Below are 16,714 nucleotides of genomic sequence, written 5' to 3' on the forward strand. Positions count from 1 at the left end.
ACATGAGACGTATGGAGAAAAAGCCGTTCACCCCAAGAGAGATAGTTGAAAAGCTCGATCAGTACATTATTGGTCAGCTTGATGCGAAAAAAGCAGTGGCGGTGGCTTTAAGAAACCGTTACAGAAGAAGTCTTTTACATGATAAGCTAAAGGATGAAGTCGTTCCTAAAAACATCTTAATGATTGGTCCGACAGGTGTGGGGAAAACAGAAATTGCCCGCAGAATTGCAAGGATTTCTGGTGCACCTTTCATTAAAGTGGAAGCGACGAAGTTTACTGAAGTTGGATATGTCGGACGTGACGTAGAATCAATGGTCAGAGATTTAGTGGAAACAGCAATCAGACTAGTCAAAGAAGAAAAAATGAAGGATGTTCAAGAAGAAGCGGAAAAACAAGCAAACAAACGGCTTGTTCATCTACTTGTTCCTGGAAAGAAAAAAAGTCAGTCTGTGAAAAATCCTTTTGAGATGCTGTTTGGTGGTTCTGATGCTGATGAAAGTGATCGAGATCACTCAAGTGAAGAAGTAGAGCTTGAGTCGACGAGAAAACGCATTGCGCACCAGCTGGCGATGGGTGAACTTGAAGACCATTACGTCACGATTGAAGTTGAAGAGCAGCAGCCTTCCATGTTTGATATGCTTCAAGGCTCGGGTATGGAGCAAATGGGTATGAACATGCAGGATGCGCTTAGCAATCTCATGCCTAAAAAGAAAAAACGCAGAAAGCTGACCGTCAGAGAAGCGAGAAAAGCGTTAACTGCTGAGGAAGCTTCAAAACTGATTGATATGGATGAAGTCGGTCAGGAAGCCGTGCAAAAAGCAGAGCAGCAAGGAATCATCTTTATCGATGAAATCGATAAAATTGCCAAAAGCGGTGGTGCATCGTCTGCAGATGTTTCTCGTGAAGGGGTTCAACGTGATATTTTACCGATTGTAGAAGGTTCCACTGTGATGACGAAGTATGGGGCTGTGAAAACAGATCATGTTCTATTTGTAGCAGCAGGCGCTTTTCATATGGCGAAACCCTCGGATTTGATTCCAGAGCTTCAAGGGCGCTTCCCAATCCGTGTAGAATTAGATAAATTAAGTATAGAAGACTTTGTGAAAATCTTAACGGAACCAGATAACGCGTTATTAAAGCAATATAAGGCTTTACTTGAAACAGAAGGTATATCTCTTGAATTTTCTGACGATGCTATTCATAAGATTGCCGAAGTGGCTTATCACGTCAATCAGGAGACGGATAACATCGGTGCAAGAAGGCTTCACACCATACTTGAGAAGCTGCTAGAAGAGCTCTCATTTGAGGCGCCTGATATTACAATGGAAACAGTGACTATTACCCCTCAGTATGTAGAAGAGAAGCTAGGAAAGATTGCAAATAACAAAGACTTAAGTCAATTTATACTTTAACAAATGAATAAAGTAATCTAGGAGGATCATTATTATGGCGTTACTACAAAAAACAAGGATTATTAACTCGATGCTGCAAGATGCAGCGGGGAAACCGGTTAATTTTAAAGAAATGGCAGAAACACTGAGAGATGTCATTGATTCAAACATTTTCGTATTAAGCAGAAGAGGGAAGCTTCTTGGCTACTCCATTAACCAGCAGATTGAAAATGCACGTATGAAAAAAATGCTGGAAGATCGTCAGTTCCCTGAAGAATATACAAAAAGCTTATTCAATGTCCCTGAAACATCTTCAAACCTTGACATCAACAGTGAGTACACAGCTTTCCCGATTGAGAACCGTGATTTATTCCAATCAGGTTTGACAACGATTGTGCCAATCATCGGAGGCGGAGACCGCTTAGGGACGTTAATCCTTTCTCGTTTGCAAGATACATTCACAGATGATGATTTAATTCTTGCTGAATACGGCGCAACAGTTGTTGGAATGGAGATTCTTCGCGAGAAAGCGGAAGAAATTGAAGAAGAAGCAAGAAGTAAAGCGGTTGTTCAAATGGCGATCAGCTCTCTTTCATATAGTGAGCTTGAAGCGATTGAGCATATCTTTGAAGAACTTGATGGAAACGAAGGGCTGCTTGTGGCAAGCAAGATTGCTGACCGTGTAGGAATCACTCGTTCAGTGATCGTAAACGCACTTCGTAAATTAGAAAGTGCAGGCGTTATTGAATCTCGTTCTCTTGGAATGAAGGGAACATACATCAAAGTATTAAACAACAAATTTTTAATTGAACTTGAAAATTTAAAATCTCACTAATCAAAAAACCCTTTTCGGCCGAAATAAACGCTGAAAAGGGTTTTTTTGTATAAAAAAAGAGGATTTGTCCGAAAAATGACACTCTTTTTTCCAAGAAACCCCTTACAATTCTGTAGTGCTTTGAATCTAGGTCTTTATACCTATTCGTAAAATAGATATATATTACGAGTTTTTTTTACAATTACATCATAGACTTTAATCCTATTATTTCTTACAATGAACATATGGTTTTACAAATCTCGACATGATTAAATGGAATGAAATACATATGATTGGAGGTATATGGTTTTGGATATATTTTCTGGAACGATAAGCAACCTTGAGAATGCCTTGGGCAGAGCGAATGTTAAGCAAAAAGTCATAAGCAATAATATCGCGAATATAGACACACCGAACTACAAGTCTAAAAAAGTTGCATTCCACGACATGCTAAATGATGCGTCAATCAAATTAGATGCTAAAAAAACATACCAAGGTCACATTGATTTTTCTAAAACAGGGTCTAATTATTCAGTTGTTTCGAGTAACCGTACTTCTTATCAAGAAAACGGAAATAATGTCGATATTGATCAAGAGATGAGTGAACTCGCTAAAAACCAAATTCAGTATAATGCGTTGGTTGAAAGAATGAGCGGAAAGTTCAATTCTCTTAAAACAGTTTTGACAGGAGGTAAGTGATGTCAATTTTTTCAGGCGTTAACGCTTCGGCCTCAGCATTAACAGCACAGAGGCTCAGAATGGACGTTGTATCCTCGAACCTTGCGAATATGGATACAACAAGAGCTAAACAGGTTGATGGCAAGTGGGAGCCTTATAGACGCAAGCTCGTCACATTACAGCCGTCAGGTGAATCATTTTCATCTATATTGAACTCAAGCATGAATTCGAGCGGCAAATTAGGAAACGGCGTCAAAGTAACAAAAATTACTGAAGACGAAACTCCATTCAACCTTCAATATGATCCTACAAATCCCGATGCCAATGAAAATGGATATGTTCAAACACCAAACGTTGATCCATTAAAGGAAATGGTTGATCTCATCAGCAGCTCAAGGTCATATGAAGCAAACGTGACTGCGCTGAATGCGAATAAAAGCATGCTGATGAAAGCTTTAGAAATAGGAAAGTAAGGTGAAAAGAATTGGTTAACGCAATATCTCCTTTCCAGCTTCAAACCGCTCAGCAAGCAAGTGAATTGACGAATGCGTCGTCTGTGCAGGCGGCTGCACCTAAAAGTCAAACGAATTTCTCTGATGTGCTGAAGAATTCCATTGAGGCATTAAATCAATCACAGCTGAAATCAGACCAGTATACGAATGCTCTCGCACAAGGGAAAGATGTCAATCTCGATGAAGTCATGATTGCTTCACAAAAAGCGAGTGTGACACTCACAGCTGCAACCGAGTTTCGGAATAAAGCAGTCGAAGCGTACCAAGAGATTATGAGAATGCAGATGTAGGAGGTGCTGGTGGACAAAAAATAGACTGAATGGAATGACCGGGGGTTAAGATGAATCGTACTTTAATGCAATTAAGAACAAAAACAGTTGAGTTTTGGCGAAATCGATCAAAATTACAAAAAATACTCATGATTGGCGGCGTAGCTGCCCTAGCAATCATTATTACGGTTGTTAGCATCTTTGCTTCTTCTGAAAAAATGGTTCCGTTGTTTAGAGATTTGTCTGAGGCAGAAGCAGGACAAATCAAACAGGAACTGGATGGCAAAAACGTTAAATCGGAACTTGCAAATAACGGAACGACGATTTTAGTTCCAGAAAAGCAAGCAGACACTTTAAAAGTCACACTCGCATCAGAAGGACTTCCTAAAACGGGGAATATTGACTACTCCTTCTTTGCGAACAATTCCGGCTTCGGTTTAACAGATAATGAATTTGATGTTCTGAAAGTAGACGCAACTCAGACAGAACTATCCAATCTGATCAACACGATTGATGGGATTAAAGATTCAAAGGTTATGATTAACCTGCCAAAAGATTCCGTTTTTGTTGGAGAAGAGCAAAGTAATGCATCAGCATCAATTGTGCTGCAAGTTCAACCAGGCTACACGCTTACTCAGCAACAAGTAAAAGGCCTTTATCATCTTATTTCAAAAAGTGTGCCGAATTTAAAAACAGAAAACATTGTCATTATGGACCAAGATTCCAACTACTATGACTTAAACAGTAGCTCAGATTCCTATGCAAGTGGAATGGATGCACAGCAGCAGAAAAAAGAGGAGATTGAAAAGAATCTTCAACGAAAAATTCAACAGCTGCTTGGAACGATGATGGGTCAAGAGAAAGTTGCCGTATCGGTCACTACAGACATTGATTTTACTGAAGAAAAAAGAAAAGAAGATCTTGTCGAACCAGTTGATCAAGAAAACATGCAAGGAATTGCTGTCAGCGCTGAAAAGATTGCTGAAACTTATTCAGGTAATGGCGCAGCAGCTGGAGGCACCGCTGGAACAGGTGACGATGATGTCACAAATTATCAAGGTGCCGATGGAACGAATGGAAGCGGAGATTACGAAAAGAGCGAAGATCGTATCAATTATGAAGTCAACCGCATTCATAAAGATATCAAAGAAAGTCCTTATAAAATCAGAGACGTTGGCATTCAGGCACTAGTTGAACCGCCTACTGCAAACGATCCGAACTCATTAACTGCTGAAAGGCAGGATGATATCAAAAAAATTCTTTCAACCATCATCAGTACATCGATTGATAAAGAATACACAAACGGTCAAGCACTCACTCAAGCTGACTTAGATAACAAAATCGTTTTATCTGTATCAAAATTAGACGGTAAACAGCAAACGGCAGCAGAAAACCCTTCAAACAATATTCCGATTTGGGTTTATATTGTTGGCGGTGTGCTACTACTCGCCATTATCGCTCTCATCATTCTTCTCGTACGTAAGCGAAGAAAAGAAGAGGAAGAAGAGTTTGAGTTTGATGAACGTACACCAATCCATGTTCCTGATATCGATACTGAGCCAGAAACAGAAGAAATGGTGAGAAAAAATCAGCTTGAAAAAATGGCAAAAGATAAACCAGAAGACTTTGCTAAATTGCTACGCAGCTGGCTGTCCGAGGATTAGGAGGAATACACATGTCGAGAAAAGATCCAAATCGACTAACAGGCAGACAAAAAGCAGCAATCCTAATGATTTCCTTAGGGCTAGACGTGTCAGCATCTGTATACAAACATCTGTCTGAAGACGAAATAGAAAAATTAACATTAGAAATTTCAAATGTAAGAAGTGTAGATACTGCTAAAAAAGATGAGATCATCGAAGAATTTCACAGCATTGCCATCGCGCAGGACTACATATCACAAGGCGGCCTTATGTACGCAAGACAAGTGCTTGAAAAAGCGCTTGGTGAGGACAAAGCGGACAGCATCTTAAATCGCTTAACATCCTCACTTCAAGTGAAACCATTTGATTTTGCTAGAAAGGCTGACCCAGAGCAAATTTTAAACTTTATCCAGCATGAGCATCCACAAACCATTGCGCTCATTCTTTCCTACCTAGATCCAGTACAGGCTGGACAGATTTTATCTGAGTTAGGCGAGGAAGTACAAACCGAGGTTGCAAGAAGAATTGCTTTAATGGACCGCACATCTCCAGAGATCATCAATGAGGTGGAACGTATTCTTGAACAAAAGCTCTCTTCAACCTTTACGCAAGATTATACCCAAACGGGCGGAGTCGAAGCGGTAGTCGAAGTCCTGAATGGTGTAGACCGTGCAACGGAGAAAACCATTTTAGATACACTGGAAATTCAAGATCCTGAGCTTGCTGATGAAATTAAGAAACGTATGTTTGTCTTTGAAGACATTGTCACTCTTGATAGCAGAGCCATTCAGCGCGTGATTCGAGATGTTGAAAATGACGATTTACTACTTGCACTCAAAGTGGCAAGCGAAGAAGTCAAAGAAATTGTCTTCCGCAACATGTCGCAGCGTATGGTCGAAACGTTCAAAGAAGAAATGGAGTTTATGGGACCTGTCCGGCTTAGAGATGTCGAGGAAGCACAGACTCGTATTGTCAGCATCGTAAGACGACTTGAAGAGGCTGGAGAAATCGTCATAGCTCGAGGTGGAGGAGACGATATCATTGTCTAGGATTATCAAACATGAAACATCTGTTATTCCTGAACAAGGCCGTCAAACCATTCCCTTGCAGCAAGTGGAATTCAAAAGAGAACATCACGAAGAAGAGCTTGTCAACGAAACAGAAGCATCTCAACTTGTATTAAGTGATGCACAAGATGAAGCAAGCCGTATTTTAGAACAAGCAAATCGTGAGCTGGAACAAACAATGGCTGAAATCAATCAGCGGCGAGCTGATTTTGAAGCAGAAAGAGTACAGCTCATTGAAGAAGCGAAACAAACAGGATATCAAGATGGTTTTCAAAAGGGCGAAGCAGATGCGACTTTACAGTATCAATCGATTCTTGATCAAGCGAATGACATTGTCAGCCTTGCAAAGCAGGACTATGAAGCAAAAATTGAAAGCTCTGCTGAAGAAATTGTCGAACTTGCCTTTGAGCTCGCTAAACGAGTATGGAATGCAGCTGAGGATACAAAAGAACAATTTTTAACGCTAGTGAAGCAGGTCATTTCAGAAGTGAAAGAATATGACGATATTTCCATCTATGTCGACCCTGCACATTACGAACATGTGATGGAATATAAAGACGAATTAAATAGAATCCTTCAAAAGAATACACATCTTGCCATTTACTCGGATGAAAAAGCACCAAAAGGTACTTGTTACGTCGAAACAAGCTTTGGAAAAGTGGAAGCGAGTGTTGATACCCAAATGAATCAGTTAAAAGAAAAGTTATTAGAAGTCATTGATTCAGGTGATCACAAATGAACATAGATGTGCTAAAAGAAACGATTGAAACCGCCGATCCTTATAAACGTTTTGGTAAAGTCAATCGAGTTGTTGGACTGATGATCGAGTCCAAGGGGCCAGAAAGCTCAATCGGTGATGTATGTCTTATTCACAAAAAAGGGAGTAAGAATCATCCGATCAAAGCAGAAGTCGTTGGTTTTAAAGATGAAAACATTCTGCTCATGCCCTATGTAGAAGCCTCTAACATCTCACCAGGCAGTCTTGTTGAAGCAACAGGTGAGTCGTTAAAGGTCAAAGTAGGAACTGGTTTAATCGGGCAGGTTGTTGATGCCTTCGGTGATCCACTGGACGGCAGCATGCTTCCTAAAGGACTTGCACCTGTCTCAACAGAACAATCTCCTCCAAACCCGATGGACAGACCGCCTATTCGTGAAAAAATGGGCGTTGGTGTCAGAGTGATCGACAGCTTGCTCACAGTCGGCACTGGTCAAAGAATTGGCATATTCGCGGGAAGCGGTGTTGGTAAAAGTACCTTGATGGGGATGATTGCCAAGCAGACAGAAGCGGATCTCAATGTCATTGCACTTGTTGGAGAGCGTGGACGTGAAGTTCGCGAGTTTATCGAAAAAGATTTAGGAGCTGAAGGACTGAAGCGTTCGATTGTTGTTGTCGCAACTTCAGATCAGCCCGCACTGACAAGATTAAAAGCAGCCTATACAGCAACAGCTATTGCCGAATATTTCAGAGACAGAGGAAAAAATGTCATGTTTATGATGGATTCTGTCACAAGGGTCGCCATGGCACAGCGGGAAATAGGACTTGCAACCGGTGAACCGCCAACAACAAAAGGATATACGCCTTCAGTGTTCGCTATACTGCCAAAATTGCTAGAACGAACTGGTACAAATCAACTTGGTTCCATCACAGCGTTTTACACAGTGCTTGTTGATGGTGACGATATGAATGAGCCGATCGCTGATACAGTGCGGGGGATTTTAGATGGCCACATAGTACTTGATCGTGCATTGGCCAACAAAGGACAGTTTCCAGCTGTCAATATTCTGAAAAGTATCAGTCGTGTCATGAGTAATATCGCAAGTCATGATCATAAGGAAGCGGCTAACCGGTTCCGCCAGCTTTTATCCACATATCAAAACGCTGAAGACCTCATTAACATTGGAGCATATAAAAAAGGCTCCTCTAAAGATATTGATGAGGCTATGCAAGCTTACCCACAACTGATTTCATTTTTGAAGCAGGACGTTGAAGAGGCTGTATCGATTGAAGACAGCGTGAGGATATTGCTCAGTTTGATGAATAGAGAGGATTGACAAAAACAGTGAGATATCAATACAAATTTCAAAAGCTCTTAGAATTGAAAGAAAGTGAAAAAGACAAATCACTCGCAGCGTATCAACAATCCGTTTCGGCATTTGAGCAAGCCGCTGAAAAACTCTATGAAAATATGAGTAAAAAAGAGCTAATGGAAAAGAGCAAAGAAGAAAAGCTGAGAAGTGGGATGAGTGTTCAAGAAATGCGTCATTACCAGCAATTTGTGACGAACTTAGATAACACCATTCATCATTATCAGCAGCTTGTGATCATGAAACGCCATCAAATGAATGAAAAACAATCTGATTTAACAGAAAAAAATATTGAGTTTAAAAAGTTTGAAAAAATGAAAGAAAAGCAATTTGAAAAGTTCTCCCTTGAACATAAGGCAATTGAAATGAAAGAAATGGATGATATCTCTATCAGCCAATTCATGTTTCAAGGACATTAGGAGTCGAGATGAATGCCTAAGAAGGAAAAAACAAAGGAATCAAGTGGCGGCGGTAAATTTCAATGGATCTTGTTTATTGTCATTATCCCATTGGTTGTGCTTGTGATCGTGACGGGCACAATCCTTTATATGGCGGGTTATGATCTAAAGAAACCGCTCCAAAACATTCCGGGGATTAGCAGCTTGGTTGGATCAGATGACACATCAAAAACGTCATCTTCAAATAACGATCAACGTGATACAGAGTTGAAAGCGTTGAAAAAGACGATTAAAGAACAAGAGAATGAACTTGAAATTGCTCAAAAAGACTTGAAGACAAGTGATGAAGAGATTAAACGATTGAATCAAAAAATCAATTCACTTGAAAAAACATCTGATAAAGAGAACACGTCAGCAAGTGACAGTTCATCAAACAGTACATCATCAAGTAATAACGCATCAGGATCTTCCTCTGATTCGTCAGCATCTTCTAATCAGCAATCAAAAGGAAAGGTCGCCAGCATTTATGAAAGCATGGATGCAGGGAAATCTGCCAAAATTTTATCAGAGCTAAGTGATAAAGAAGCTTTGAAGATCCTTGAAGAGCTGAGTAAAAATAAGCTGACGGACATATTAGCAAAACTGACACCTCAGAAGGCAGCAACGTTCACGAAGGAGCTTGCCAAAAAAGAAGAAAGTGAAAATGGGGGTGGACAATAAGTGAAGCTATTGGACATTGGAGCCTTACAGCAATCTTCCCAAAGTCTCTCGGGACTAAAGGGAGAGGGGGCAGTATCTGCTCGCGGCCTGTTTAAACAATTGTTAAATGGCGCAGGTATTCAAAGTGGTCCAGCTATTTCTCAGCCAGCGGAAATCACTCTATCCATGAATGATGCGATGCAAATCATTGAAAGATGGATGCAATCACCTGAAGAAGGAATAGATGGAGATCTTCTTGCGGCACTTCAGGCGCTGCAAGGTCAAAAGCTTGAAGGGGCTGACTTAAAGTCACTTGAAGAGCTATTTCAAAAGATGGAATCGGTTATCTATGGCGATCAGGATGAGAAGCCAGTTGCTGAACATAGTGAACAGCTCATACAAGTCCACTTTTTCTTATATCAAATACTGAATCAGCAGCCGGTGAGCTTTGATGCAAAACTTGTACAGGATATTCAAGCAAAAGGTGAAGATTTCATCAAGTTTCTAACGAAAAACGGAGCAGATGAAAAGCTCATTCAACAAGTAAAAGAGCAGTTCTTCTCGCAAGGATCGGCACCTAAGCTGAATAATATGTCGCAAAGCGAGCTGAAACACTTTAATCAGTTAATCGATCATATGATGGCGAATGCGAAAGGGTCAGATAAAGAATGGAAAATTTCCTTAGGAGAGTTAAAAGAAATGGTTGCTCCAAGGCAAGAATCTTCCTTCTCATCTCCAGCAAAAGGTGCTGCCTCACTTGAATGGCTTATGAAGAAAGAAGTCATCAAAGGTCAAGGCACTGCGGCACCTGCTTCTGAAAAAACAATCACCCATACGCTGCTTCCAGGGCATAAACAGTTTTTCCAACTGCAATCAGCTGCTCCTATGCAGCAGACGCAAACAACTGACGAAAAGCCAGGCACGGTTGATCAGCAGATTTTAAATACGTGGAAACAAATGAAGTTCACACCATTTGGCAATTCAAGCGGACGGTTTACCGTACGATTAAATCCAGAAAATCTCGGGTTTATTACCATCCAGCTAACGAAACAAAACGGGATGTATGCGAGTAAAATTACAGCTTCAACGCAAGCAGCTAAAGAGCTGCTCGAGCATCATCTGCCGCAACTCAAGCAGGCGCTACCGAATATGTCGGTTCAAGTTGACCGTTTCCATATACCGCTTCAGTCAAATGAGCAGCCGTCTTTTGGACAATTTAATGAGGAAGGCAAGCAGCAGCCATCAAAAGGACAAAGTTTCCAGCAGCCTGATGAACAGGAAGCTGAATTCCAAGATGTACTAGATGCGCTTGTTGGATCAGAAGAAGAAGAAGAGGAGGAGATCTAATGGCAACTGTTGATGCGACGAATAGAACAGCCGCACAAGCGGACACTTCTTCAAACGCAGCAAAGAAAACAGATACACTTGGCCGAGATCAGTTCTTGAAAATCTTGCTTACGCAGCTTCAAAACCAAGATCCGACAAACCCGATTGATGACCGTGAGTTTGTCACACAGCTTGCAACATTTTCTTCTTTAGAACAGCAAATGAATATGAATGAATCAATCACCAAAATGAATCAGATCATGTCTACATTTGTTGCACACCAAGATCCATTTACGACATATGTAGGCTGGATTGGTAAAGAAGTAGCGGGTAAACAAGATGATAAAGACATATCTGGCACTGTGAAGTCTGTGAAAAACATAAACAATGAATACTTCCTATATTTAGAAGATGGAACGAAAATCAGCCCTTGGGACGTTACAACTGTTGGAGAAAAATCGTAAGCAAATCGAGGAGGAAAATAAATGTTACGCTCACTTTACTCAGGAATTAGTGGAATGAAAAACTTCCAATCAAAATTAGATGTTGTAGCCAACAACGTAGCCAACGTCAACACACACGGATACAAAAAAAGCCGTATCACGTTTAAAGATATGGTCAGCCAAACCATTGGAAGTTCTGGTGGGCCAACGAACAACTCTGGTTCAATCAACTCAAAGCAAATTGGTTTAGGGTCATCTTTATCTTCAATCGATAAAATCATGTCAGCGGGATCTTCTCAAAATACAAATGAACCTTACGACTTCTATATCAATGGAGATGGGTTTTTCCGTATTGAAGTTCAAGGAGAAGTTCTTTATACAAGAACAGGAAATTTCGACACTGATTCAGAGGGAAGCTTAGTCACCCCTGATGGAAATTATCTACTTGGAATGAATGGACAAAAGATAACGATTCCAGACGGTGTTTCAAGTGTAAGTGTTGGTCCAGATGGAACGATTTCGGTTGTTGAAAACAATGTATCAAGAACCGTTGGTCAAATATCACTCGTATCTTTCCGTAACGCAGGAGGGCTAGACAAAGTTGGTGACAACCTTTACCGCCAAACGTTAAGCTCAGGTGCTCCAAGTAATCCAATCGTACCAGGTGAACAAGGAACGGGCGTCGTCCAAACAGGTAAACTTGAAATGTCAAACGTTGATTTAACAGATGAGTTTACAGAAATGATTATCGCACAGCGTGGATTCCAATCGAATGCAAAGACGATCACAACATCTGATGAAATTCTGCAAGAACTTGTGAATCTGAAACGATAGGAGGTAGGAGGAGCGGTTTATCGCTTCTCTGCTTAATATGATTGAAGTGACAAGATTAAATGGCAAAGGATTTATGCTCAACGCTCTCCATATCGAGCAAATCGAAAGCTTTCCAGACACGACCATTACACTCGCCAATGGAAAGAAATTCGTTGTGAAAGAAGATGAAGAGCAGCTTCAGGAGAAAATCATTTCTTTCTATAGAAAAATCCAAGTCATTTCATTGAATCAAGGAATAGAGGAGTTTGAATGAAGAAGAAATTAGTCGTAGTAATGCTAATCATGATTATTGCTATCGTCGGAATTGGAGCAGGTATTGTCTTTCTGGTGAATGGGTCAGACGAAGCAAAAGCAGAAAAAGAGCCAACAGCAGATGAAGTCGTAAAAGCTTCTGTTGAAATTCCTGAGATTGTGACCAATTTAAAATCTGAAGGAAATGCGGTCAAACTTGTACTAAATATTGAAACAGATTCAGAAAAAGCCAAAGAAGAGCTTGAAAAAAGAAGCTTCCAAGTGAAGGATGCTGTGATCGACATTTTATCAGACACGAATGCAGATGAACTTGATGGCAAAAAAGGCAGAGAACATTTTAAAACACAGGTCAAAAACAAAGTGAATAACTATTTGCAAGATGGCAAGGTGAAAGAAGTTTATATAACCTCCTTTAATCTGCAATAGAGGCGATTAATTGACACGATGGAGGTGAAGAAATGTCAGGAGAAGTGCTTTCCCAGAATGAGATCGATGCATTATTATCCGCCATATCAACAGGCGAAATGGATGCAGAAGAGCTGAAAAAAGAAGAAACGACGAAAAAAGTGAAAGTGTATGACTTTAAACGTGCACTGCGCTTTTCAAAAGACCAGATTCGAAGTTTAACAAGAATTCATGATAACTTCGCTAGACTGCTTACCACACACTTTTCAGCGCAGCTAAGATCATATATTCAAATTTCTGTCAGCTCGGTTGACCAAGTGCCATATGAAGAATTTATTCGTTCGATTCCTAATATGACATTATTAAACTTATTTTACGTCAGCCCGCTTGAAGGAAGAATCATGCTTGAAGTGAACCCAACGATTGGCTATGCCATGATGGATAGGCTGATGGGTGGGATTGGCATTAGTCATAATAAGACAGAATCACTGACAGAAATCGAAACAAAGATTATCTCAAACATGTTTGAGGGAGCTTTGGAAAACTACAGAGAAGCGTGGCAGTCCATAACCGACATCGAGCCAGAAATGGCAGATTTCGAGGTAAATCCCCAGTTTGTTCAAATGGTGTCACCAAACGAAACAGTTGTCGTCATTTCTCTTAATACACAAATTGGTGAGGTAAGCGGGGTTATTAACCTCTGTATTCCTCACGTAGTATTAGAGCCTATTATTCCGAAGCTGTCTGTACACTACTGGATGCAATCGGAACGAAATGAACCGAAACAAGAAGAAACAAAGGCCATTGAAAAACGGATTATGACGGCGAAAATACCGGTAGTCGCAGAGCTTGGACAATCGGAAATGACGGTGGAAGAGTTTTTGAATTTGGAAATTGGTGATTGTATTGCCTTGGACAAACCAGTAAATGCGCCTCTTACTGTTATGGTCGGAAATAAACCGAAATTCTTGGGACAGGCCGGCCGCGTGAATCGGAAACAGGCGATTCAAATTCTAGATCACGACATAAGAGGTGAAGAAGATGGAGAATAACGGAAGTAAATTATCACAAGATGAAATCGATGCGCTCCTTAAAGGAGGCAGCAATGACGATATAGAGCCTGATACACTCCTTTCTGCAATGGAACAAGATGCCATTGGGGAAATCGGAAATATATCATTTGGAAGCTCTGCAACAGCACTTTCAACCCTATTAAGTCAAAAAGTGGAGATTACAACTCCAACTGTCACAGTGATTCAAAAAAGCAAGCTGAATGAGGAATTTCCTCATCCGTATGTCGCAATTGAAGTGAATTATACGGAAGGCTTCAGCGCTAGTAACTTGCTTGTCATCCAGCAAACCGATGCGGCAGTCATTGCGGATTTAATGATGGGCGGAGATGGAACAAATGCTGACCCGTCGTTAAGTGAAATTCACTTAAGTGCAGTACAAGAAGCGATGAACCAAATGATGGGTTCAGCAGCGACGTCCATGTCAACAGTCTTTAATAAAAAGATTGATATTTCTCCGCCTCGCGTTGAGCTGCTTGATGTGAAAGAAGGAGAAGGCACAGACCGCATTCCAGCTGAAGAGATGCTTGTCAAAGTGTCCTTTAGATTAACGATAGGTGAACTCATAGATTCAAATATTATGCAGCTTTACCCTATTACGTTTGCGAAAGATTTGATTGCAGAATTAACAGACCCAGCGGAAGAAGAGCCGGTTCAAGAAGCACCTCAGAGTGCACCTGAACCACAGCAGGCTGCTCCGCAAGCACAATCTGCTCCTATGCAGCAATCGGCACCGCCGAAAAGACAGGCGAAGCCAAAGCCGGCAGAACCTGTCAATGTGGCGCCAGTTGAATTTGAGGCATTTAGTGAGCCTCAGCATACAACAAGTCAGCTCGGTAATCTTGATATGCTGATGGATATTCCACTTTCCATTACAGTGGAGCTTGGAAGAACGCAGCGCAGTGTGAAAGAAGTACTTGAACTTTCCGCTGGAAGTATCATTGAACTGGACAAACTTGCAGGTGAGCCAGTCGACATTCTGGTCAACAAACGAATCGTCGCCAAAGGAGAAGTTGTTGTCATTGATGAGAACTTTGGTGTACGTGTGACTGACATTTTAAGTCAGTCTGAAAGACTTTCTAATTTAAAATAAACAAACATATAGGGAGAGAATAAGTAAATGGCTACTAAGGTATTAATCGTAGATGATGCAGCATTCATGAGAATGATGATTAAGGATATTCTTGTAAAAAATGGATTTGATGTAGTAGGAGAAGCAGAAAACGGCGCACAAGCTGTTGAAAAATATAAAGAAACATCTCCTGATCTAGTCACAATGGATATCACAATGCCAGAAATGGACGGGATCACAGCATTAAAAGAAATTAAACAAATCGATGCTTCTGCAAAAATCATTATGTGCTCAGCGATGGGACAACAATCAATGGTTATAGATGCCATTCAAGCAGGTGCAAAAGACTTTATCGTGAAGCCATTCCAGGCAGACCGTGTACTTGAAGCAATTAATAAAACGTTAGGCTAAAAAAGGGTGTAAGACTTGTTGAAAAAACGTTTGATATTTATAGCAATGATCAGTTTTATGCTTTTCTTGACAGCGCAGCCCGCCTCACTGTTTGCTGAAACAAAAGATCCTGAAAATGGCATGGTGAATGATTGGATCAAAGATGAGAAAGAAAGCAAAAAGGATACAGAAAAGAAAACCACTGACAATCAAACGAATCCGGCAGAAGAAGTTCCCTCTTCTTCTGTCTCCATTATGGATTTTGTCAAAATGATTGGTGCCTTACTTTTTGTCATCCTGCTCATTTACGGATTGGTGAGATTTGTTGGAAAGCAAAACCGCTTACTCAAGCCATTTCGCTATGTTGAAAATATTGGCGGAACGACGGTTGGTCAAAATCGTTCAGTTCAGCTAATCAAAGTGGGCAAACGAGTGTTAGTTGTTGGTGTAGCAGACTCAATCCATCTGCTAAAAGAAATCGATGATGAACAAGAATGCGAAGCGATTGTGAAACAATACGAAGAAGCGATGGAAAGTAAGACTGACTTACCGAAAATGATGCAAAAATTGACATCGCAAGTGAAGAAACACGATCAGCCGACCACTTCTTCTTTTTCAGCCAATTTAAAGGCGCAGCTAGCCGAATTGAAAAAGACCCAATCAGAAGTCAGAAAGAAAGGCCCGAAACAAAATGAATGAGTTTATCGATTTATTTAATTCCAGTGGCGCAGGGAATATTAGCACATCTGTCCGTCTTCTTTTATTGTTAACTGTATTTTCAGTTGCACCAGGCATTCTTATTTTAATGACCTGTTTTACACGGATTGTGATTGTTCTTTCGTTCGTCAGAACATCACTTGCAACCAACTCAATGCCGCCAAACCAAGTGCTTGTAGGACTTGCTTTGTTTCTCACATTTTTTATTATGGCACCCACGTTCTCAGAGATTAATAAAGAGGCACTCACGCCGCTTTTAAATGATGATATTACGTTAAATCAGGCCTATGAAAAAGCCGAAGTGCCAATTAAAGAGTTTATGAGTAAACATACGAGACAGAAAGATTTGGCTTTATTTCTTAGTTACGCAAAAATGGATACCCCTGAATCGATTAAAGATATTCCCTTAACGGCGATGGTACCAGCATTTGCAATTTCAGAATTAAAGACGGCATTTCAAATTGGTTTTATGATTTTTATTCCATTTTTAATTATTGACATGGTGGTCGCAAGTGTCCTGATGTCGATGGGGATGATGATGCTTCCGCCGGTTATGATATCGCTCCCTTTCAAAATATTGTTATTTGTATTAGTTGATGGATGGTATTTGATTGTTAAATCTTTGCTGCAAAGCTTTTAGAGTAGGTGC

21 protein-coding genes are annotated in these 16,714 nt (G+C 40.5%); all 21 read left to right on the forward strand.

Annotation, left to right across the window (positions count from 1 at the left end):
* The first annotated feature begins 11 nt into the window (after window positions 1-11).
* The 21 genes from hslU to fliP all read left to right on the forward strand — a co-directional run bounded on the left by hslU (window position 12) and on the right by fliP (window position 16,705).
* Window positions 12-1,412, forward strand: a complete 1,401-nt coding sequence (gene hslU / locus ID12_RS12555; RefSeq protein WP_008344818.1) for an ATP-dependent protease ATPase subunit HslU — start codon at window positions 12-14, stop codon at window positions 1,410-1,412.
* Between the two features lie 34 nt (window positions 1,413-1,446).
* The gene (gene codY, locus ID12_RS12560) at window positions 1,447-2,226 is read left to right on the forward strand and encodes a GTP-sensing pleiotropic transcriptional regulator CodY (RefSeq protein WP_007499612.1); all 780 of its coding nucleotides are present in this window, start codon (window positions 1,447-1,449) and stop codon (window positions 2,224-2,226) included.
* Window positions 2,227-2,514: 288 nt separating this feature from the next.
* Window positions 2,515-2,904, forward strand: coding sequence for a flagellar basal body rod protein FlgB (gene flgB, locus ID12_RS12565; RefSeq protein ID WP_017359092.1), 390 nt, complete (start codon window positions 2,515-2,517; stop codon window positions 2,902-2,904).
* A complete protein-coding gene (flgC, locus tag ID12_RS12570; RefSeq protein WP_007499610.1) occupies window positions 2,904-3,356 on the forward strand; it encodes a flagellar basal body rod protein FlgC in 453 nt (150 codons plus the stop codon). Before flgB ends, flgC begins: the two co-directional genes overlap by 1 nt.
* A gap of 11 nt (window positions 3,357-3,367) precedes the next feature.
* The gene (fliE, locus tag ID12_RS12575; protein ID WP_007499609.1) at window positions 3,368-3,685 is read left to right on the forward strand and encodes a flagellar hook-basal body complex protein FliE; all 318 of its coding nucleotides are present in this window, start codon (window positions 3,368-3,370) and stop codon (window positions 3,683-3,685) included.
* Window positions 3,686-3,735: 50 nt separating this feature from the next.
* Window positions 3,736-5,328 (forward strand): flagellar basal-body MS-ring/collar protein FliF, encoded by a 1,593-nt coding sequence (gene fliF, locus ID12_RS12580; RefSeq protein ID WP_017359091.1) that lies wholly within the window; start codon window positions 3,736-3,738, stop codon window positions 5,326-5,328.
* An 11-nt stretch (window positions 5,329-5,339) separates the two neighbouring features.
* Window positions 5,340-6,356, forward strand: a complete 1,017-nt coding sequence (gene fliG / locus ID12_RS12585) for a flagellar motor switch protein FliG (RefSeq protein ID WP_008344808.1) — start codon at window positions 5,340-5,342, stop codon at window positions 6,354-6,356.
* The gene (gene fliH / locus ID12_RS12590) at window positions 6,349-7,113 is read left to right on the forward strand and encodes a flagellar assembly protein FliH (RefSeq protein WP_017359090.1); all 765 of its coding nucleotides are present in this window, start codon (window positions 6,349-6,351) and stop codon (window positions 7,111-7,113) included. The genes fliG and fliH overlap by 8 nt, the downstream gene beginning before the upstream one ends.
* Window positions 7,110-8,426 (forward strand): flagellar protein export ATPase FliI, encoded by a 1,317-nt coding sequence (gene fliI / locus ID12_RS12595; protein ID WP_008344803.1) that lies wholly within the window; start codon window positions 7,110-7,112, stop codon window positions 8,424-8,426. The genes fliH and fliI overlap by 4 nt, the downstream gene beginning before the upstream one ends.
* Window positions 8,427-8,434: 8 nt before the next feature.
* Window positions 8,435-8,878 (forward strand): flagellar export protein FliJ, encoded by a 444-nt coding sequence (gene fliJ / locus ID12_RS12600; protein ID WP_024720352.1) that lies wholly within the window; start codon window positions 8,435-8,437, stop codon window positions 8,876-8,878.
* Window positions 8,879-8,890: 12 nt separating this feature from the next.
* Window positions 8,891-9,577 (forward strand): MotE family protein, encoded by a 687-nt coding sequence (locus ID12_RS12605; protein ID WP_017359089.1) that lies wholly within the window; start codon window positions 8,891-8,893, stop codon window positions 9,575-9,577.
* Complete coding sequence (locus ID12_RS12610) at window positions 9,578-10,903, forward strand: flagellar hook-length control protein FliK (RefSeq protein WP_017359088.1); 1,326 nt, start codon at window positions 9,578-9,580, stop codon at window positions 10,901-10,903.
* Window positions 10,903-11,346, forward strand: coding sequence for a flagellar hook assembly protein FlgD (gene flgD, locus ID12_RS12615; RefSeq protein ID WP_017359087.1), 444 nt, complete (start codon window positions 10,903-10,905; stop codon window positions 11,344-11,346). The genes ID12_RS12610 and flgD overlap by 1 nt, the downstream gene beginning before the upstream one ends.
* A gap of 21 nt (window positions 11,347-11,367) precedes the next feature.
* On the forward strand, window positions 11,368-12,159 hold the full coding sequence (gene flgG / locus ID12_RS12620; protein WP_017359086.1) for a flagellar basal body rod protein FlgG: 792 nt from the start codon (window positions 11,368-11,370) through the stop codon (window positions 12,157-12,159).
* A gap of 37 nt (window positions 12,160-12,196) precedes the next feature.
* Entirely contained in the window at window positions 12,197-12,412 is a 216-nt protein-coding gene (gene swrD / locus ID12_RS12625; protein WP_008344794.1) for a swarming motility protein SwrD, read from the forward strand.
* Entirely contained in the window at window positions 12,409-12,837 is a 429-nt protein-coding gene (gene fliL / locus ID12_RS12630) for a flagellar basal body-associated protein FliL (protein ID WP_007499592.1), read from the forward strand. The genes swrD and fliL overlap by 4 nt, the downstream gene beginning before the upstream one ends.
* Before the next feature lie 32 nt (window positions 12,838-12,869).
* The gene (gene fliM, locus ID12_RS12635) at window positions 12,870-13,868 is read left to right on the forward strand and encodes a flagellar motor switch protein FliM (RefSeq protein WP_008354483.1); all 999 of its coding nucleotides are present in this window, start codon (window positions 12,870-12,872) and stop codon (window positions 13,866-13,868) included.
* Window positions 13,858-14,979 (forward strand): flagellar motor switch phosphatase FliY, encoded by a 1,122-nt coding sequence (gene fliY, locus ID12_RS12640; RefSeq protein ID WP_007499588.1) that lies wholly within the window; start codon window positions 13,858-13,860, stop codon window positions 14,977-14,979. Before fliM ends, fliY begins: the two co-directional genes overlap by 11 nt.
* 27 nt (window positions 14,980-15,006) lie before the next feature.
* Complete coding sequence (locus ID12_RS12645) at window positions 15,007-15,369, forward strand: chemotaxis protein CheY (RefSeq protein WP_007499584.1); 363 nt, start codon at window positions 15,007-15,009, stop codon at window positions 15,367-15,369.
* Between the two features lie 18 nt (window positions 15,370-15,387).
* Window positions 15,388-16,047, forward strand: a complete 660-nt coding sequence (gene fliZ, locus ID12_RS12650; RefSeq protein WP_046343533.1) for a flagella biosynthesis regulatory protein FliZ — start codon at window positions 15,388-15,390, stop codon at window positions 16,045-16,047.
* Window positions 16,040-16,705, forward strand: a complete 666-nt coding sequence (gene fliP / locus ID12_RS12655; RefSeq protein WP_007499580.1) for a flagellar type III secretion system pore protein FliP — start codon at window positions 16,040-16,042, stop codon at window positions 16,703-16,705. The genes fliZ and fliP overlap by 8 nt, the downstream gene beginning before the upstream one ends.
* Window positions 16,706-16,714 lie beyond the last annotated feature (9 nt).

This window comes from Bacillus altitudinis (genome assembly GCF_001191605.1).
GTDB lineage: Bacteria > Bacillota > Bacilli > Bacillales > Bacillaceae > Bacillus > Bacillus altitudinis.

What these genes read in the sequence shown, in the direction of transcription:
- flgG (WP_017359086.1), top strand. Translation starts at nt 11,368, where the DNA reads ATGTTACGCTCACTTTACTCAGGAATTAGTGGAATGAAAAACTTCCAA.
- fliP (WP_007499580.1), top strand. Translation starts at nt 16,040, where the DNA reads ATGAATGAGTTTATCGATTTATTTAATTCCAGTGGCGCAGGGAATATT.
- flgD (WP_017359087.1), top strand. Translation starts at nt 10,903, where the DNA reads ATGGCAACTGTTGATGCGACGAATAGAACAGCCGCACAAGCGGACACT.
- ID12_RS12645 (WP_007499584.1), top strand. Translation starts at nt 15,007, where the DNA reads ATGGCTACTAAGGTATTAATCGTAGATGATGCAGCATTCATGAGAATG.
- fliY (WP_007499588.1), top strand. Translation starts at nt 13,858, where the DNA reads ATGGAGAATAACGGAAGTAAATTATCACAAGATGAAATCGATGCGCTC.
- codY (WP_007499612.1), top strand. Translation starts at nt 1,447, where the DNA reads ATGGCGTTACTACAAAAAACAAGGATTATTAACTCGATGCTGCAAGAT.
- fliF (WP_017359091.1), top strand. Translation starts at nt 3,736, where the DNA reads ATGAATCGTACTTTAATGCAATTAAGAACAAAAACAGTTGAGTTTTGG.
- ID12_RS12605 (WP_017359089.1), top strand. Translation starts at nt 8,891, where the DNA reads ATGCCTAAGAAGGAAAAAACAAAGGAATCAAGTGGCGGCGGTAAATTT.
- hslU (WP_008344818.1), top strand. Translation starts at nt 12, where the DNA reads ATGGAGAAAAAGCCGTTCACCCCAAGAGAGATAGTTGAAAAGCTCGAT.
- swrD (WP_008344794.1), top strand. Translation starts at nt 12,197, where the DNA reads ATGATTGAAGTGACAAGATTAAATGGCAAAGGATTTATGCTCAACGCT.
- fliM (WP_008354483.1), top strand. Translation starts at nt 12,870, where the DNA reads ATGTCAGGAGAAGTGCTTTCCCAGAATGAGATCGATGCATTATTATCC.
- flgC (WP_007499610.1), top strand. Translation starts at nt 2,904, where the DNA reads ATGTCAATTTTTTCAGGCGTTAACGCTTCGGCCTCAGCATTAACAGCA.
- fliI (WP_008344803.1), top strand. Translation starts at nt 7,110, where the DNA reads ATGAACATAGATGTGCTAAAAGAAACGATTGAAACCGCCGATCCTTAT.
- fliG (WP_008344808.1), top strand. Translation starts at nt 5,340, where the DNA reads ATGTCGAGAAAAGATCCAAATCGACTAACAGGCAGACAAAAAGCAGCA.
- fliL (WP_007499592.1), top strand. Translation starts at nt 12,409, where the DNA reads ATGAAGAAGAAATTAGTCGTAGTAATGCTAATCATGATTATTGCTATC.